This is a genomic window from Pseudoalteromonas aliena SW19, assembly GCF_014905615.1.
Lineage (GTDB): Bacteria > Pseudomonadota > Gammaproteobacteria > Enterobacterales > Alteromonadaceae > Pseudoalteromonas > Pseudoalteromonas aliena.
In genome coordinates, this window is the sequence record NZ_AQGU01000026.1 from 45,321 (window position 1) to 64,166 (window position 18,846).

16 protein-coding genes and 5 tRNA genes are annotated in these 18,846 nt (G+C 39.9%); 7 read left to right on the forward strand and 14 right to left on the reverse strand.

All coding sequences use genetic code 11. From position 1 onward, the window contains the following. Window positions 1-13: 13 nt before the first annotated feature. The 3 genes from pspC to pspA all read right to left on the reverse strand — a co-directional run bounded on the left by pspC (window position 14) and on the right by pspA (window position 1,379). A complete protein-coding gene (gene pspC, locus PALI_RS11480) occupies window positions 14-415 on the reverse strand; it encodes an envelope stress response membrane protein PspC (protein ID WP_077537407.1) in 402 nt (133 codons plus the stop codon). Then, window positions 412-645 carry an envelope stress response membrane protein PspB gene (gene pspB, locus PALI_RS11485; RefSeq protein ID WP_011328706.1) on the reverse strand — a complete coding sequence of 78 codons (234 nt, stop codon included), beginning with the start codon at window positions 643-645 and terminating at the stop codon, window positions 412-414. Before pspB ends, pspC begins: the two co-directional genes overlap by 4 nt. Before the next feature lie 74 nt (window positions 646-719). Beyond that, on the reverse strand, window positions 720-1,379 hold the full coding sequence (pspA, locus tag PALI_RS11490) for a phage shock protein PspA (RefSeq protein ID WP_077537406.1): 660 nt from the start codon (window positions 1,377-1,379) through the stop codon (window positions 720-722). A gap of 186 nt (window positions 1,380-1,565) precedes the next feature. Here pspA and pspF point away from each other — a divergent pair, with 186 nt between their 5' ends. From pspF to PALI_RS11525, 7 genes are all read left to right on the forward strand, one after another. Next, the gene (pspF, locus tag PALI_RS11495) at window positions 1,566-2,630 is read left to right on the forward strand and encodes a phage shock protein operon transcriptional activator (protein WP_193155947.1); all 1,065 of its coding nucleotides are present in this window, start codon (window positions 1,566-1,568) and stop codon (window positions 2,628-2,630) included. Between the two features lie 14 nt (window positions 2,631-2,644). Continuing rightward, on the forward strand, window positions 2,645-4,252 hold the full coding sequence (locus tag PALI_RS11500; protein ID WP_193155948.1) for an ABC transporter substrate-binding protein: 1,608 nt from the start codon (window positions 2,645-2,647) through the stop codon (window positions 4,250-4,252). Next, a complete protein-coding gene (locus PALI_RS11505; RefSeq protein WP_193155949.1) occupies window positions 4,252-5,286 on the forward strand; it encodes an ABC transporter permease in 1,035 nt (344 codons plus the stop codon). The genes PALI_RS11500 and PALI_RS11505 overlap by 1 nt, the downstream gene beginning before the upstream one ends. Next, the gene (locus tag PALI_RS11510) at window positions 5,273-6,166 is read left to right on the forward strand and encodes an ABC transporter permease subunit (protein WP_024612314.1); all 894 of its coding nucleotides are present in this window, start codon (window positions 5,273-5,275) and stop codon (window positions 6,164-6,166) included. The genes PALI_RS11505 and PALI_RS11510 overlap by 14 nt, the downstream gene beginning before the upstream one ends. After that, a complete protein-coding gene (locus tag PALI_RS11515; protein WP_077537402.1) occupies window positions 6,167-7,159 on the forward strand; it encodes a peptide ABC transporter ATP-binding protein in 993 nt (330 codons plus the stop codon). Then, window positions 7,159-7,920: an ATP-binding cassette domain-containing protein gene (locus PALI_RS11520; RefSeq protein WP_077537401.1), complete on the forward strand. Its 762-nt coding sequence runs from the start codon at window positions 7,159-7,161 to the stop codon at window positions 7,918-7,920. The genes PALI_RS11515 and PALI_RS11520 overlap by 1 nt, the downstream gene beginning before the upstream one ends. 285 nt (window positions 7,921-8,205) lie before the next feature. Then, complete coding sequence (locus PALI_RS11525) at window positions 8,206-8,667, forward strand: VOC family protein (RefSeq protein WP_193156148.1); 462 nt, start codon at window positions 8,206-8,208, stop codon at window positions 8,665-8,667. Between the two features lie 360 nt (window positions 8,668-9,027). Here the strand turns inward: PALI_RS11525 and PALI_RS11530 are convergent, their stop codons facing one another. From PALI_RS11530 to PALI_RS11580, 11 genes are all read right to left on the reverse strand, one after another. After that, on the reverse strand, window positions 9,028-10,929 hold the full coding sequence (locus PALI_RS11530) for a SurA N-terminal domain-containing protein (protein WP_193155950.1): 1,902 nt from the start codon (window positions 10,927-10,929) through the stop codon (window positions 9,028-9,030). A gap of 171 nt (window positions 10,930-11,100) precedes the next feature. Beyond that, window positions 11,101-11,391: an HU family DNA-binding protein gene (locus PALI_RS11535; RefSeq protein WP_157849304.1), complete on the reverse strand. Its 291-nt coding sequence runs from the start codon at window positions 11,389-11,391 to the stop codon at window positions 11,101-11,103. A gap of 194 nt (window positions 11,392-11,585) precedes the next feature. After that, on the reverse strand, window positions 11,586-13,943 hold the full coding sequence (gene lon / locus PALI_RS11540; RefSeq protein WP_077537398.1) for an endopeptidase La: 2,358 nt from the start codon (window positions 13,941-13,943) through the stop codon (window positions 11,586-11,588). A 150-nt stretch (window positions 13,944-14,093) separates the two neighbouring features. Next, window positions 14,094-15,377 (reverse strand): ATP-dependent protease ATP-binding subunit ClpX, encoded by a 1,284-nt coding sequence (gene clpX / locus PALI_RS11545; protein ID WP_193155951.1) that lies wholly within the window; start codon window positions 15,375-15,377, stop codon window positions 14,094-14,096. Between the two features lie 132 nt (window positions 15,378-15,509). Then, window positions 15,510-16,127 (reverse strand): ATP-dependent Clp endopeptidase proteolytic subunit ClpP, encoded by a 618-nt coding sequence (gene clpP, locus PALI_RS11550; protein ID WP_077537396.1) that lies wholly within the window; start codon window positions 16,125-16,127, stop codon window positions 15,510-15,512. Between the two features lie 164 nt (window positions 16,128-16,291). After that, window positions 16,292-17,596, reverse strand: a complete 1,305-nt coding sequence (gene tig, locus PALI_RS11555) for a trigger factor (RefSeq protein ID WP_193155952.1) — start codon at window positions 17,594-17,596, stop codon at window positions 16,292-16,294. A 377-nt stretch (window positions 17,597-17,973) separates the two neighbouring features. Next, a tRNA-Pro gene (locus PALI_RS11560) sits at window positions 17,974-18,050 on the reverse strand. Window positions 18,051-18,121: 71 nt separating this feature from the next. After that, window positions 18,122-18,198, reverse strand: a tRNA-Pro gene (locus tag PALI_RS11565). 15 nt (window positions 18,199-18,213) lie between these two features. Next, window positions 18,214-18,289, reverse strand: a tRNA-His gene (locus PALI_RS11570). Between the two features lie 23 nt (window positions 18,290-18,312). Then, window positions 18,313-18,389 (reverse strand) — tRNA-Arg (locus tag PALI_RS11575). Between the two features lie 58 nt (window positions 18,390-18,447). Further along, window positions 18,448-18,524: transfer RNA gene (locus PALI_RS11580), tRNA-Pro, on the reverse strand. Between the last annotated feature and the right edge of the window lie 322 nt (window positions 18,525-18,846).

Genomic DNA, 18,846 nt, shown 5'->3' on the forward strand with positions numbered 1-18,846 from the left:
GCTATTAAATCCTTTAAAGTTTGTTAATTTCACGGCTCACCGTAAACTCGCTTGAAGTAACATGGCGCTCCATATCTTGAAGGCGAGTATCTACGCGCGTTAAACGCTCTTTTAAATCTTGCAAAGCACGGCGCGGTGGCTCGCCTTTTTGCCATACTTTAAATTTTACTTCTAGTGGATCACCATGTTTAGCAGAGCTTGTATTATTAGCTGTAGTTGGCTCTTTTTTATCCAAAATAAACCAAGCAGCAATATACGCTACCACAAATAATGGACCACCCGTTAGCAGTACCGCACTAACAAATATAATGCGAACTAACCATAATTCCATATTAAAGTAGTCACTTAATCCCGCACATACACCCGCTATTTTACCGCGCTGTGGGTCTCTTAATAATTCGCGTTTGGTACTCATACTTTACGTCTCCATTGTGGTGACTCTTGATCAAGTAGTGCTTCTAACGTTTCTACTCTGTCAGCCATTTTTTCGGCCTTTTGTGCAAGTTCCAGTAACTGACGATGTTCGTGCTCACTCAACCCTTGACTGACTTGTTTTTTGCTACGGTAGTGTAAAATTAACCACAGCGGTGCAACAAAAATCATAAACAAGATAAATGGTGCAACTAATATCTCTGGATCAAACATAACCCTCTCCTAACAATCCGTTTTGATGTTTTTAAGCAGTGGGGCACATGGGCCCCATGTATTTTTATATGCAATTATTTATCAGCTAGCTTCTTTTTAAGTTCGGCGAGCTCATCATCTATTTTTTCATTTTTTTGTAGATTAGCAATTTCGTCCGCTAACGTCTTTTTACCTAAATCGTAAGACTCAATTTGAGATTCTAGCCCATCAATTTTAGTTTCGTAACGTTCAAAGCGATTAAGTGCATCTTCTACTTTTGAGCTATCAAGTGCTTTTTTCACTTCAAGGCGCGACTCAGCCGAACGTTGACGAAGTATAATGGCTTTTTGACGAGATTTAGCATCTGCTAGCTTTTCTTGTAGTGTCGTTACTTCTTGTTGAAGTTTCTCTATGTGAGACTCTACATGTTCAAGTTCACTTGTTACTGTAGCAACGGCATCAGCCGACTTTTGTTTTTCAAGTAATGCTGAGCGCGCTAAATCGTCGCGATCTTTACTTAACGCAAGTTCTGCTTTCTCTTGCCAATCGGTTACTTGCGCTTTTAAAGTGTCTACACGACGTACAATTTCTTTTTTCTCAGCTAGTGTTTTAGCTGAAGTAGAACGCACTTCTACAAGCGTATCCTCCATTTCTTGAATAATCAGACGAACCATTTTTTCTGGGTCTTCTGCTTTATCTAAAATGGCGTTGATATTAGAGTTAACAATATCTGCAAAACGTGAAAAAATTCCCATAACATTTACCTCTGTAATTAAAACGTAGTTAGTCTGCTATAACTAGTATCAATATACTTGCCAACTTTTTAAAAGATAAAATACACTTTATTTTCATTAAGTTAAACTATATATACAAATTTCTTTAGTTCTCCCCGATTATGAAATACACTAACTGTTAGTAAAAATGACCAAGAGTTAGGAAATATGAGCCAATATCGCCAACAGGATAATTTACTCGGCCAATCAGATAGCTTTTTATCTGTATTAGATCAGGTATCGCAGCTAGCTAATTTAGATAAGCCGGTGCTTATTATTGGTGAACGCGGCACAGGTAAGGAGCTAATAGCAGCACGCTTACATTTTTTATCTAAGCGTTGGGAGCAAAACTACGTAAAGCTCAACTGTGCAGCGCTTAACGAAAACCTACTCGAAAGTGAATTATTTGGCCATGAAAGCGGTGCGTTCACGGGGGCAAGTAAACGTCATGAGGGTCGTTTTGAACGCGCAAATAGCGGGACGTTATTTTTAGATGAACTAGCCAATACTTCCGCTATGGTACAAGAAAAATTGCTACGTGTTATTGAGTATGGTGAGTTTGAACGTGTTGGCGGCAAACAAACCGTAAAAGTAGATACACGCTTAGTGTGCGCGACAAACGAGGACCTACCTTATTTAGCCGAGCAAGGTGAATTTAGAAGTGATTTACTCGATCGCCTCGCATTTGACGTAATTACCCTACCGCCGCTGCGCGAACGCCAAGACGATATTATGCTTCTTGCTGAACAGTTTGCGATGAATATGGCACGCGATTTAGAATGGGCGTTATTTAGCGGCTTTACTCGCAGCGCGACCGACACACTCCTTAGCTATGATTGGCCTGGTAATATTCGTGAGCTTAAAAATGTTGTTGAGCGTAGTTTGTATCGCCATGGCAGTGAACATATTCCCGTTCACCAGATTATTTTAGACCCATTTGACAGCCCTTTTAGGCCAAAAGCGCGTGTTAAAGCGCCACTAGCGATTCAAGCCGTCAACGCAGATCCTATTGTTATTGCTCCACCTATTACTCAAGCGAGCACTGATATAGCCGTTGATATTCAATTTCCGTGTAGTCTCAAAGAGCGCTCAAACGATTTTGAAATAAATATGATTAATAAAGCGCTCGAGCATAGCCAATTTAATCAAAAGAAAACTGCAGAAGTACTTGGTTTAACGTATCATCAATTACGTGGTTATCTTAAAAAATACAACTTGTTGGATCAACAATAGTAGAGGTTATGCGGGTGCATAAATTATTACTTGTTTTGCTAGCGGCTACATTAGTTGGTTGCATAGATAGTAAAGAAGAAGTCATCGAAGAAAAAAACCAAGGCTTAGTTTATTGCGCTGAAGCCAATCCTGTGTCGTTTAATCCGCAAGTGACCACTACGGGTTCCACTATTGATATAATTGCCAACCAGTTATACGACCGCTTAATTAGTATTGACCCTGTTACAGCAGAGTTTCAAAGCGAGTTAGCTACCGACTGGAAAATCAGTAAAGATGGTAAATCAATCATGTTTACGTTACGCAAGGGCGTAAAATTTCACACCACATCTTACTTTACTCCCACTCGTGACTTTAATGCTGATGACGTTATTTTTACGTTTAGTCGACTGTTTGATGTTTATAATCCTTACCATTTTGTAGGCGAAGCTAATTATCCGTATTTTCAGAGCGTAGGCCTTGACCAGCTTATTCAAAACATTGTTAGAGTATCTGACTATCAAGTTCGATTTGAGCTATTTAATGCTGAAAGTAGCTTTTTAGCCAATATAGCAACCGACTTTGCGGTTGTGCTCTCGCAAGAATATGCAATGAAGTTAAAAGCAAATGAGCAAACCAATTTATTCGATCAATACCCTGTTGGCACCGGCCCTTATATTTATAAAGAATATCGTCGCGATCATCTGGTGCGTTTTTATAGAAACCCGCTGTACTGGAAACACGATGTGGCACTAGAGCAGTTGGTTTACGATATAACACCAAATGGGGCTGCACGTATTGCAAAAATATTGACTAAAGAATGTGATGTAACGGCTCATCCAAGCAGTGCCCAGCTGAGTATTTTAGCCCAGCGTGATGATATAAATATTGAAAAAGAAACCTATTTAAATGTGGGTTACTGGGCCTTTAATACCGAACGTGCTCCATTTGACAATATAAAGGTACGCCAAGCACTGGCTCATGCCATAGACATAGATAAAATAATGCAAGCGGTGTATTACGGTAACGGCACGCGTGCACAATCAATCTTACCGCCAACATCATGGGCGTTCGAGTCACAAAAAAATATGCCTACGTTTGATCCCGAGCTTGCTAAAAAATTATTGATTGAAGCTGGCTTACCAAATGGATTTGATATGAATATTTGGGCAATGCCAGTAAGTCGAATTTATAACCCTAATGCACGTAAAATGGCTGAGCTTATGCAAAGTGATTTACGCAAAATTGGTGTTAATGTGAGTATTGTAGAGTACGAATGGAATACATTTATACAACGCATTGGCGAGCATCGCCACGACAGTGTTTTACTCGGATGGGCCGCAGATACACCCGATCCGGATAATTTTTTTAGTCCATTACTAAGTTGCTCCGCCACTTTTAGCGGTAAAAACCCAGCTAATTGGTGCAATCCTAAATTTGATTTGCTGCTTACTCAAGCTCTCGACACCACAGATCTCAATCTACGTAAAAAATACTACGTACAAGCACAAAACATGATTATAGATGAACTCCCACTATTACCTCTTGCTCATGGCTTGCGTTTTCAAGCAAGTAGCGCCGATGTAGAAGGTATAACATTGGGCCCGTTTGGTGCTATTTCATTAGCTAATGCAAGGAAAAAATAATGATTCTAGATTATATTTTTCGACGCTTTGGCTTGTTTGTCTTTATGGTATTTATGCTCAGTGTTTTTACCTTCTCACTTGCTTATTTATTTCCTGGAGATCCACTCAGTAACTTAAGTGGCATACCGAGTAATAACTTTGCTCAGCACAGTGCACTTGAAGATAAATACTTGTATAACCGTAATTACTTTATGCAATATATCGCCTTTTTAGGACGCATTTTACAAGGTGATTGGGGCGTGTCGTTTGCCTCTGGGCAAAATGTATTTACGCATATTATTGCTTTATTACCCGCTACATTAGAGCTGAGTATTTATGCACTTATTGTATCGGTTATAGTAGGCGTACCCGTTGGTATTTTAGCTTCTGTTTATTATAAGCGTTGGCCAGATAAGCTCATTAACTCTAGCGCCATTGTTGGGTATTCAATGCCTGTTTTTTGGTTAGCTCTGTTACTCATTATGGTATTTTCATTAAAACTAGGTTGGTTTCCTATGTCCGGGAGAATGGGCTTACTTTACGAAATCCCATCGGTAACTGGCTTTATTTTAATTGATATTGCATTAGGCAACTTTCCTTATCGAGGAATGGCATTTTTAGATGCTCTGCGCCATTTAACATTGCCAACTATTGTACTCGCTATGTATCCAACCACCGTTTTGATACGTTTTACACGGGAATCAATGCTCAAGGTAATGGACCAAAACTTTATAAAAACAGCCAGAGCAAAAGGGCTTAATCGCAGACAACTTATAATGCACCATGCACTGCGTAATGCATTGCTGCCGGTCATTAAACAAATTGGTTTGCAGTTTAGTACGCTTATCACACTTGCCATGATAACAGAGGTTATATTCTCATGGCCTGGTGTTGGTCGTTGGTTAATCGATAGTATTTATCAGCGCGACTTTCCCGCGATTCAAGGTGGGTTAATGGCCGTGTCGTTGTTTGTTATTTTAGCCACTATTATTACCGAACTTACTTACACCCTATTCGACCCAATTTCACGGAACCAAGCCCATGGCAAAGTTTAATTTATTTTCTGAAGAGTCGAATACATCGCCACTGGCGCGATTTTGGCGAAAGTTTAAAAATAACCACCCTGCATTAGTTGGTTTGTGGATATTTTTAGCCTTTGCTTTGCTTGCCGCCAGCGCACCATTTTTAGCGCCTTATGGCGTAAACCAACAGCATAGTGATGCACTGCTTATTCCACCGTCATGGCGCGAAATGGGCGATGTACGTTTTATTTTAGGTACCGATGATTTAGGTAGAGATGTACTTTCGCGCTTAATGAATGGCGCAACTTATACGTTCGGACTGTCGGTTGTAGCGGCGCTCCTTACTACTATTATCGGTGTTCTGGTGGGCACTTTTGCTGGCATTAGCCGTGGGCTACGATCAAGTTTTTTAAATCATTTACTTGATATAACACTGTCTATTCCTTCTTTATTATTAGCGATTATTATTATTGCGGTACTTGGGCCTGGTCTAATGAACACTGTGTGGGCTATTATTTTAGCTCTGCTACCGCAATTTATTCATTCAATAAAAAGCCTCATTGTTGATGAATTAAATAAAGATTACATTACTGCTTTTAAGCTTGATGGTGCATCTAACTGGCATATAATATCGCGCGGTATATTTCCCAATATTTACGAACATATTGTAGTTATTTTTACCATGGCGCTATCGACCGCAATATTAGATATTTCAGCACTGGGCTTTTTAAAATTAGGCGCTCAACCTCCCACCACAGAGTGGGGTGCAATTTTAGCCGAAAACCTTGGCCTGATTTATTTAGCGCCTTGGACTGTTGCGTTACCAGGCGTATTATTATTTTTAGCGGTACTATCAACCAATTTGGTGGGCGACGGACTGCGACAGGTGTTAAAAGAACGTAAGGCTGATTAAATGCAATTACTAGATGTTCGAAACCTAACTATTGAGCTACGCACCTCGGAAACGGTAATTAGAGCCGTAGACAGAGTCAGCTTTAGTTTAAAAGAAGGTGAGGTACACGCACTTGTAGGTGAGTCTGGCTCTGGCAAGAGCTTAATAGCAAAAGCCATTGTCGGTGTTTTAAACGAACGCTGGGACATCACCGCAGATAGAATTCACTGGCGGGGTGTTGATTTAATGCGCTTAACACCCGAACAACGTCGTAAAACAGTGAGCCAAGATATTGCGATGATTTACCAAGATCCAAGTCGCAGTCTTGATCCAACCGCAAAAATATTCGATCAAATAGCTGAAACATTACCGGAAGTCGCAAGCAAAGGATTTTTCTTAAAGCGCAATCGCGAGCGAAAAGATAGGGTAAAGGCACTTATCCATAAAGTTGGCATTAAAAATCATGAAGCCGTACTCGATAGTTACCCACATGAGCTCTCAGAAGGCGTGTGCCAAAAAGTAATGATTGCGATGGCCATAGCCAGAACGCCAAAGCTGCTTATTGCAGATGAGCCAACAACGGCGCTTGAAAGTACCACGCGTGCACAAGTATTTAGGTTATTAAAAAGCTTAAATCAATTAAAAAATATGTCTATTTTAATGATTTCTCATGAGCTCGAAGAAATTGCACATTGGTCGCATGGTATTCATGTTTTATATTGCGGACAAATGGTCGAAGCGGGACCTACTCACAAAATTTTTAGCCAGCCTCGCCACCCTTATACACAAGCTTTATTAAAAAGCTTACCGGATTACGAGCAAGGCCTCTCTCATAAAGAGCCTTTTTATGCACTCAAAGGAAGCATTCCTACGTTGCAGCATTTACCTATAGGTTGTCGACTAGGACCACGCTGTCCACAAGCACAAAAAGCATGTGTTGTTACCCCCCCACTTACCAAGCACAATGGCCACAGTTATGCGTGTCACTTTCCACTTATTAAGGACATGAGATAATGCAACCGGTATTAAAAGTACAAGCTTTATCTAAAACATTTAATGTACGGGCTGGCTTATTTAATCGAAAGAAATTTGAAGTACTCAAAAATATTTCGTTTTGTATAGGTAAAGGTGAAACTCTTGCTGTAATTGGTGAAACGGGCGCTGGTAAAAGTACGCTAGCTAAGTTACTCGCCGGCGCTGATCATGCTGATAGCGGACAAATTTTACTAGAAGGTAATATTATTGAGGACAATGGCATTCGCGATGATCAATGTCGTCATATTCGAATGATTTTTCAAGACTCAGGGGCGTCACTAAATCCAGGATTAACCATTGGCGATATGCTTGATGACTGCCTTTTATATAATACTGAGTTTGATAAGGCGCTGCGCATCGAAAAAATAAATACCACACTGTCTAAAGTTGGATTATTAAGAGATCATCAACATTACTATCCGCATATGTTTAGCGTAGGTCAATTACAGCGTGTAGCACTCGCTCGTGCATTAATTTTGGATCCCAAGGTTGTTGTACTCGACGAAGCAGTATCATCATTAGACCCTTCTATACGTGCGCAGATAGTTAATTTACTACTAAAGTTACAACGTGATACAGGACTGACATATATCATGATCACCCATCACTTGAGTTTAGTGCGCCATATTAGCGACCACGTTGTGGTGCTCGACAAAGGCGAAGTAGTCGAATACGGTGCCACCGAAGTCGTTTTTCAAAACCCGCAGTCAAAAGTAACGCAGCGTTTACTGAGCTGCTAAAAGCAGCTTATAGATTTATACCTTTTTTGTGAGATAACCGTATTTAGATAGGTCTTATTGTTAACTGCATTTAATTAACAAGAGGTATCATGTTTAAAAAAACGTTATTACTTAACCTGAACTCTGGTTAAGGGATTAACTAACGCATTGAATAATGGTGATATTTAAATTTATTTTCTCTAGCCAGAGATTTTCAGTGAAAACAAGGCGAATTTGCGCGTCAATAGCGGGCCTATTGCAAGTAAATTCAACGCAGTCAGCGCTAAAAATAGCTGCTTGAGATAGATTTATTATCCAGAGTTCAGGTTACTTAGTCTTTCTCCCCTACTCCTGCTATCCGCTTCTGTTATTGCTGATACACCAAAAGACGTTAAAAATTGGGTTGGCGGCGTCGATCATCTAGGTTTAACCGTATCAAACCTAGATGCTTCAAAAGCATTCTTTGCAGATGTACTTGGTTTTAAAACGCTAGGAAGTGATTCAACCTATCCCGCTTATTTTTTATCAAACAATAAAATAACTATTACATTGTGGCGAGTTAAAAATGATGAAAAACGTGTGGAGTTTAATCGAGCAGAAAATGTGGGGTTACACCACTTAGCACTCAGTGTTGAGAGTATTGAAAAGTTAGCGCAGCTACACGATCATTTAAAAACGCAAAATAATATTAAAATTGAATTTGCACCAGAGAATTTAGGCAATAGCCCAACGCAGCATATGATGATAAGAGAGCCTAGGGCGTGTTGACCTTTCGTGATTGATTTTGCAGCAGACTGTTTGGTATTTAGGCAAGGCAGAGCCTATGCAGTGTGGTTATTCCCCATAAATAGGCGATAACGCAGCATAGATGCCAAACATGCGCTGCCCTTTGGGTTCTTTCTAGGGACGATTAACTCTTTGTTGCTCGATTTTTACTTAGCCCACTAGGTTACAAACCTCGCGCCGCGATTAAATCGCCCCTAGATTGAACAAATTTCAATCCACAAAGGTCAACACGCCCTAGCGGCAATCGGATTGAGTTTATTGCCAGAAGTAATTAATACCAACTTTATTCAAGACAATAAAAAAGGCGCTTTAAAAGCGCCTTTCTTTATGAGCTAAAGTTAATTACTCAACAGATTGTGTAACCGTTGGTAAGTTAAGCTCAGCATTCGCTTTAAGCGCTTCAATAAATACCATGTAGTTTTTATTTGCTTGCGCCATAGTAATGCTTTGCTTGGCTTGTGGATCAATATCAGCTGCAACTTGTGCATCAGTTACCGACTTAAGCGCGACAATCGCTGCATCACCGTTATTTAAATCAACAACGTCTACCACTGCAGAATCTACTGGGTGAGCCATTTTAAAAGCTTGAGTCACAATCGCAGGTGATACCGTGTAGCTTTGACGTGTTAACTGCGCTTCTTGGCGAACAGTTAAACTTTGCTCGCTCGCTACATCATTTAAGCCCTTACCTGCTTGCACTTCTGCAAATAAGCTACGTGCTTTACTTTTAGCCAGTGTTGATGACTGTTCGTTAACTAAGCGGGTTTTAATTTGCTCACTTACTTCGCTTAATGGTTTAGTCGTAGCAGGTTTGTGTTCATTAACACGAACAACAATGGCATGCTCATTACCAAGCTCTATAACCTCAGAGTTTACTTTATCTTCAAGTAAATCAACTGACGATAACGCGGTTATAACCGACGCATTATTTAATGGCTCTGGTAATGCATTAAGTGCTAAAAGTGATGTTGATTTAATCTCTAAACCAGCTGCCTCAGCAGCATCATCTAAACGGTCTGAAATTTCAAACGCAAGCGCACCCATTTCTGTTTGCTTTTCGTAAAATGCGTCAACTTTTTCAGCTTGTTCAAGTTCTGCACGTAAATCAGCTTTAACATCATCATAGGCTTTTACCTGTTGTGTCTGAATATCAGTTAACTTGATTATGTGATAACCAAACTCTGAAACAACAACATCTGAAAACTCACCTTTATTTTTAAGAGCGAATGTAGCATCTTCAAAAGCAGGATCCATTACGTCGCGTTCGATCCATTCAAGATCTCCGCCAAGTTCTGCACTGACAATGTCATCCGATGATGATTGTGCAAGCTCAGCAAAATCTGCACCTTCTTTTAACTGTGCTAAAAGCGTATCCGCTTTTTCCTTTGCTGTATCGTCATCTTCGCTGTTATCAATTAAGATGTGTGAAACGCGGCGCTTTTCAGGCTCTACATACTGTGCTCTATTTTGTTCATAGTATGCTTTTACATCATCCTCAGTAACCGACTCAACAGTGATATCTTCAGCTTTAAGCTCAATATAATTTACCGAGATAAGCTCTGGCGACAAAAACTGCGATGCATTTAGCTCATAGTAGTCAGATACTTGCTCATCAGTTATTACGATATCAGCCGCTAATGCTTCTTTGTTTACAACTAAGTAGTCAATGCTACGCGTTTGCTGTTGTAGGGCAATTGCACTTTTAAGCTCACTGTCTAGTGCAAAGTCAGTACCTGCGACTGCTGATACAAGCTGGCTACGAGTCATATCTTTACGTAGATATTCACGAAATGCATCTGGTTGAAAATTCATTTGACGAATAACTTGTAAGTAACGGTCGTTATTAAACTGCTCGCCTACTTGAAAGTACGGTAACTCTAAAATTGTTTTTCGAATACTTGCATCGCTTACGCGAAGACCCAATTCTGCCGCTAGCTGTGTTTGCAGTTCTTGTTGTACTAAACGGTCAATGACACCTTGACGAATTCTCGCCATGTAAGTTGGATCTGCAGATATTTGTGCAAAGTATTCACCAAATTGTTGCTCTAGTCGGCTGCGCTCATTTTGATACGCGCGATTAAAGTCGGTTTGGCTAATTTTAACTCCATTTACTTCAGCAACGGGTTGTTCCGTGGTTTGACCAAGGTAACTGCCTATCCCTGCTAAGGCAAAAGATAAAATCACCGCGCCTAAAATTATTTTGGCTACAGGTCCTTGCGAACCTTCTCTGATTTTCTCAAGCATTTGTTTATCTCTTTTTGATCAAGGTATTTTACCTTGTCACATGTAAAAAAAGCGTATCTTACCAGATACGCTTTTTCACTTGAAGTAACTGGCGGTAAAGTTACTTAACTCATCATTTGCGATTATTAAGTACTTGTACATTCGCCATAACTAATCTGTTTAAAATGATGATTAGTTTACTGCGTCTTTAAGCGCTTTGCCGGCTTTAAAAGCAGGAATGTTTGCAGCAGCAATTTGAATAGTTTCACCTGTTTGTGGGTTACGGCCAGCTCGTGCAGCACGTTCACGTACAGAGAAAGTACCAAAACCAACAAGTGCAACTGAATCGCCATCTTTTAACGCGCCAGAAACAGATTCGATGAATGAATCTAGTGCACGACCTGCAGCCGCTTTAGAAATGTCAGCATCAGCTGCGATTTGATCGATTAATTGAGATTTATTCACAATATCATCCTCTTTCATTGTTATTATCAAGAGCGACGGTTTTTTAAACTAACATCACTTTTTTGAAATTTTAGAGCAAACTTTTAATGCTCATATGATTATATTTTTCTTAAGCCTAGGCCCCATAAGGGCTAGGCTTGAAAACCAGTGCTTAACTTATCATACCGTTTAGATTTGAAAAGCCCTAAAAAGCACTTTTTTTGCGTTTTTTACTACTTTTTTGCCGTTTCGACTGAAAAACTCTCAACCGGATGCACTAAAGCTAGTTTTAATACTTCATCAATCCAAGTAACAGGGTGAATATCTAAGCCTGCCAGCACATTGTCTGGTATCTCTTTTAAATCACGTTCATTAATTTTTGGAATAATAACGGTTTTAATACCACCACGGTGAGCTGCCAATAATTTCTCTTTTAAGCCACCAATAGGTAATACTTCACCGCGTAGCGTAATTTCACCTGTCATTGCAACATCTGCACGCACTGGATTGCCTGTTAAACTTGATACTAACCCAGTCACCATAGCAGCACCTGCGCTCGGACCGTCTTTGGGTGTTGCACCTTCAGGTACATGCACGTGAATATCACGTTTTTCGTAAAAATCGCTATTAATACGGAATGTATCTGCACGATTACGCACGACCGTCATAGCCGCTTGAATCGATTCTTGCATTACATCGCCTAAGGAGCCGGTATAGGTCAGTTTACCTTTACCAGGCACTGCCGCACATTCAATAGTAAGTAAGTCACCACCCACTTCAGTCCATGCAAGGCCCGTTACTTGGCCAATACGATCGCCGTCCTCCGCTTTACCGTAATCAAAGCGCTGTACACCTAAAAACTCTTCTAGGTTATCTTGATTGATAGTCACTGTTTTAGTGTCTTTTTCAATTAAAATATTCTTAACTGCTTTGCGACACAATTTCGAAATTTCACGCTCAAGATTACGCACACCCGCTTCACGCGTGTAATAACGAATAATACCAACGATTGCACTATCAGCAATTTCAATTTCATGATCTTTTAAGCCATTACGCTTCACTTGCTTAGTAATTAAGTGCTCTTTTGCAATGTTTAACTTCTCGTCTTCGGTATAACCCGATAAACGGATAACTTCCATACGGTCTAATAATGGACCTGGAATGTTAAAGCTATTTGAGGTAGCTACAAACATAACATCAGATAAATCGTAATCAACTTCTAAGTAGTGATCAGCAAAGTGGCTATTTTGTTCAGGATCGAGTACTTCTAATAATGCAGATGCTGGATCGCCACGCATATCTGATGACATTTTGTCTATTTCATCTAACAAAAATAATGGGTTTTTAACGCCCACTTTTGTCATGTTTTGAATTAACTTACCAGGCATTGAACCAATGTAGGTACGACGATGTCCACGTATTTCAGCTTCATCACGTACGCCGCCGAGTGCCATACGAATATACTTACGACCCGTTGAGCGTGCAATAGATTGCCCTAGTGAGGTTTTACCCACACCTGGTGGCCCTACTAAACATAAAATCGGACCTTTAAGCTTATTAGTACGCTGTTGCACCGCAAGGTACTCTAAAATACGTTCTTTAACTTTATCAAGACCATGGTGATCGCTATCAAGGATTTTTTGCGCACCCGCTAGGTCTTTTTTAACTTTAGAACGTTTTTTCCACGGTACATTAATTAATGTATCAATGTATGAACGTACTACGGTCGCTTCTGCTGACATTGGCGACATCATCTTAAGTTTATTAAGCTCTGTGGTCGCTTTTTCTTGTGCTTCTGTTGGCATGCCTGATTCTTCGATGCGCTTTTTAAGTGCTTCAAATTCGTCAGGTACATCGTCAAGCTCACCAAGCTCTTTTTGAATGGCTTTCATTTGCTCGTTGAGGTAATACTCACGTTGAGATTTTTCCATCTGCTTTTTAACGCGGGTACGAATTTTCTTCTCAACTTGCAGTAAGTCTATTTCGCCTTCCATTAATGCCATTAAATATTCAAGACGTTCTGTCACACTTGAAATTTCTAGCACTTTTTGCTTTTCAGGGACTTTTAACGGCATATGTGCAGCCATCGTGTCGGCCAGACGAGCAGGCTCATCGATACCTGAAACTGAAGTTAGTACCTCAGGTGGGATTTTTTTATTAAGCTTTACATAGCCTTCAAACTGGCTAATAGCGCTGCGAATAAATACATCTTGCTCTTGCTCATCAATTAAATCAGATTCAATAAATTGAGCATTAGCAACAAAAAAATCATCGTTATCTACAAATTCTTCTATTTGCGCACGTTGTGTACCTTCCACTAATACTTTAACTGTGCCATCAGGTAACTTTAATAACTGAAGTACAGTTGCAATAGTACCAATACGATAAATATCATCTTGCTCAGGCTCGTCTACAGTTGCATCTTTTTGTGCAACCAAGAAAATTTGTTTGTCTTTGTCCATTGCCGCTTCTAGGCATTTTATTGATTTTTCACGGCCAACAAAAAGCGGGATCACCATGTGTGGATACACCACAACATCGCGCAGTGCTAGGACTGGGATTTCGACTCGGTCGGTTCTCTCAAGCGTCATTATATTTTCTCTTCGCACTTTATTTATTTTAAAGATTACTCAAGTATATGGGGATAACCTAATTAAAGTTCAACAATTTTTCCCAACTCGATTAAATTAATTATAAAAAAAGGAGCCTAAGGCTCCTTTTTTATGCAAATAGCTTAAAAACTACTCTGATGCAGTTTTTTCTTGTTTATTATTTTCATAAATCAAGATTGGGTCTGACTCACCTTTAATAACGGTTTCGTCAATAACCACTTTACTTACATCATCCATCGAAGGAAGTTCATACATAGTATTAAGCAGTACGCCTTCAACAATTGAACGAAGACCACGTGCACCTGTTTTACGCTCCATTGCTTTGTGAGCAATGGCAGCTAAGGCATCTTCGCGGAACTCAAGCTCAACATCTTCCATACCAAATAAAACAGAAAACTGCTTAGTAATGGCGTTTTTAGGCTCACTTAAGATTTGAACAAGTGCATCTTCATCAAGCTCTGTTAACGTTGCAACTACTGGCAAACGACCTATAAACTCAGGGATTAAGCCATATTTAACTAAATCTTCTGGCTCTACGTCTTTAAATGTTTCACTTAACGAACGACTCGCCGCAGATTCTTTTACGCTAACACCAAAACCAATACCGGTATTTTTATGACTTCGCTGCTCAATGACTTTATCTAAGCCCGAAAACGCACCACCACAAATAAATAAGATTTTAGATGTATCTACTTGTAAAAACTCTTGCTGTGGATGTTTACGGCCACCTTGCGGTGGTACTGATGCAATTGTACCTTCAATCAGTTTAAGTAGCGCCTGTTGAACGCCCTCACCCGATACGTCACGTGTGATCGATGGGTTATCTGACTTACGAGAAATTTTATCAATTTCATCAATGTAAACTATACCACGTTGTGCTTTTTCAACATCGTAGTCGCATTTTTGTAATAGCTTTTGAATGATGTTTTCAACATCTTCACCTACATAACCTGCTTCGGTTAATGTCGTTGCATCTGCCATTGTAAATGGCACATCGAGTAAGCGTGCTAACGTTTCTGCTAATAGTGTTTTACCACTACCAGTTGGACCAATTAGTAATATATTACTTTTACTTAGCTCAATATCTTGCTTCGTCGATTGATTACGTAAACGTTTATAATGGTTATAAACAGCAACAGACAATACTTTTTTAGCATGGTCTTGACCAATAACATAGTCGTCTAGGTGCTTACGGATCTCTTTTGGTACAGGTAATTTATCAGACGCATCATGCTTTGGAGCAATGTCTTTTATTTCTTCCCTGATGATATCGTTACACAACTCTACACATTCATCACAGACGTATACTGAAGGGCCTGCAATTAATTTACGAACTTCATGCTGGCTTTTGCCACAAAAAGAACAGTATAACAATTTACTACTTTTGTCGCCGTCTGTAGGAGTGTCAGACATTCAGCTACCTCATTTTATACGTTGGCCACCAAATTGGTTGGTGGCTATTTCAATACGTTTTAACTATACCAAAATTTAATTTTTTCGCATAGTAACTCAAAGTGGTAAACAGGCAACCTGCTTACCAAACGCTTACTTTTTATCGCGATTTGTGAACACTGAATCTACCAAGCCGTAATCTACAGCCTGTGATGCGCTCATGAAGTTATCACGATCAGTGTCTTTCGAAATCACCTCTAGTGGTTGACCTGTATGCTCAGCCATTAAGCGATTTAATTTGTCTTTAATCGACAGAATTTCTTTCGCGTGTATTTCAAAATCAGATGCTTGACCTTGGAAGCCACCTAGCGGTTGGTGAATCATCACCCGTGAGTTTGGTAAACAAAAACGCTTACCTTTAGCACCAGCTGTAAGTAAAAAAGCACCCATGCTTGCAGCTTGACCAACACATATTGTACTTACATCAGGTTTGATGAAGTTCATTGTATCGTAAATAGCCATACCTGCAGTTACTGAACCACCTGGTGAGTTAATGTATAAAAAGATATCTTTATCAGGATTTTCTGATTCTAAAAATAGCATTTGCGCTAAAATCAGATTTGCCATGTTGTCTTCAACTTGACCTGTTAAAAAGATAATACGCTCTTTTAATAATCTCGAATAAATATCATACGAGCGCTCGCCTTTTGGTGTTTGCTCAACAACCATTGGGACCAATGCATTTAGGGGATCTGTAATACCAGTGTTCATACTTATTTAATTCCTTATGCGCTTATACTTATCCTTATTATAAGGAAGCATAGTTATCGTTTTTCGCAAATTTAGAGCCAAAAACTAAAATGGCCCGGGCACGCTGTATAAACAGAGTAGCACGAGCCATTTAATCGTTAGCGAGAGCTTAAGTCAATGACTTATTAAGCGCCTTGCTTTGGATTCATGATGTCATCAAATGCTTTTTCAACATCAGTAACAGTTGCTTTAGCTAAAATAGCTTCAACTGCTTGCTCTTCCATTGCTACATTACGCATTTGCTGCATAAGTTGATCATTCGCCTTGTAGTATTCTACTACTTCAGTTGGATCTTCGTATGCAGAAGCTACTGTAGCAATTAACGCTTCAACTTTAGCGTCATCAACTTTAATCTCGTTAGCTTTGATCACTTCACCTAATAAAAGGCCAGTTTTAACACGTGTTACTGCTTGCTCATGGAACAATTCAGCTGGAAGCTCAGGCATGTTTTGCGCGTCGCCGCCAAAACGTTGAGCCGCTTGCTGACGTAGTGCATCAACTTCTTGATCAACAAGTGCTTTAGGCACTTCAATTTCGTTGTTAGCTAAAAGACCTTTGATTGCTTGGTCTTTAACGTTAGCTTTAACCGCTTGGTCTAGCTCACGCGTCATATTCTTTTTAACTTCTTCTTTAAGCGCATCTACGCCGCCTTCGGTAACACCGAATTTAGTTGCAAACTCTTCGCTTAATTCAGGTAATTCTTGCGCTTCAACTTTCTTCACTGTGATAGTAAATTGAGCCGCTTTACCTTTTAAGTTTTCAGCGTGGTAATCATCAGGGAACGTTACATCAGCAACAACTTCTTCGCCTGCTTTCTTACCTACGATGTTATCTTCAAAACCTGGGATCATACGACCTTGACCAAGTTCTAATGGGAAGTCTTCAGCTTTGCCGCCTTCAAATACTTCACCGTCGATAGTACCTACGAAATCAACTGTTACACGGTCGTTTTCGCCAGCAGCTGTATCAACATCAGCCCACGCTGCGTGTTGTTTACGAAGTGTTTCTAGCATGTTAGCTAAATCTTCGTCAGTTACTGTTACGGCAGGTTTTTCAACAGTAATTTTATCTAAACCTTGAACTTCAACTTCAGGGTAAACTTCAAATGTAGCTGAGAACTCTAAATCTTTACCAGCTTCAAGTGATTTAGGTGCGAATGTAGGCGCGCCAGCTGGGTTGATTTTTTCAGAAACAATTGCTTCGTAAAAATTACGTTGCATTACTTCGCCAGCAACTTCTTGACGAACTGCAGGGCCAAAACGCTTGTTAATTACAGATACTGGAACTTTACCAGCACGGAAACCATCTATACGCTGTGTTTTTGACAGTTGTTGTAGGCGTTTTTTTACTTCGGTCTCAACGTTCTCTGAAGGAACGGTGATAGTTATACGGCGCTCAAGGCCTTGGGTCGTCTCAACAGAAACTTGCATGATTTACCTCAATATTCAATTTTGGCGATTGTTCGCCTTCCTTACAAACAAAGTGATCTGCATGAGTCTTGATAAAATTTAAGCGGTTTTTCGCACTTAAAAACATCCGTCGCTACCATGAGATACCATTGCTGCTTTGCCCTTCGGGCACTATGTTAAACAATAGACGCGGCATTATAACCTAATATTTATGATAGTCGAGTACAGGGGGCAATTATTTGGACTAGATAAGGGACTATAGAGGCTAACTGAATAAAAAACAGGCTAACTGTAAATTACAAACAGTAAAACACAAATTATTTAATAGGATTAAAGGTTAACAAAAGTAGGTTTATAGTTTTGAGGATTTTATTTACTCATCTTATTAGATAAGAAAATGGTCGGCGATGCAGGATTTGAACCTGCGACCCCTTGGACCCAAACCAAGTGCGCTACCAAACTGCGCTAATCGCCGACATTCGAAGAGTTAACTTCATTTTTCATACTGAACACTTAAACCGAGAGTTTAAGACCACTTTAAGAAAGTGGTCGGCGATGCAGGATTTGAACCTGCGACCCCTTGGACCCAAACCAAGTGCGCTACCAAACTGCGCTAATCGCCGATATTCTTTTGTAAATGGGGTGACTGATGGGGCTCGAACCCACGACAACCGGAATCACAATCCGGGGCTCTACCAACTGAGCTACAATCACCGCTATATTTACATGTTTTCAAATGGTGCACCCAGAAGGATTCGAACCTTCGACCCACGCCTTAGAAGGGCGTTGCTCTATCCAGCTGAGCTATGGGCGCATCGAAAACTTCATAGTTTACCAATAAGCTATTCGATTATAATTGTATTATAAAAAAATGGTCGGCGATGCAGGATTTGAACCTGCGACCCCTTGGACCCAAACCAAGTGCGCTACCAAACTGCGCTAATCGCCGATACTTACTATTGCTTGCGAGTGACCTCGTTGACAACGGGGTGCATAATAGTGATTTGACGGGGTTAGGTCAAACGTTTTTTTTATAAAAACAATCAAGTGGTCATTTTTAGTGCACAATGGTTAAATATTACAATAGAAGGCTGAATTTTAAACTATTTAACGACTCAAATACCATATACTTTAAAAGCAACTTGGCGCTGCAATGCTTTTCTGCGAAAATAGTCAGCACATTATAAAGCGAATGACCTAAAGACTGTATTTTCTTTATGTTCATAATTACCCCTATTTTATTATGTATTCGTTTTTAGAGTATCGGTATC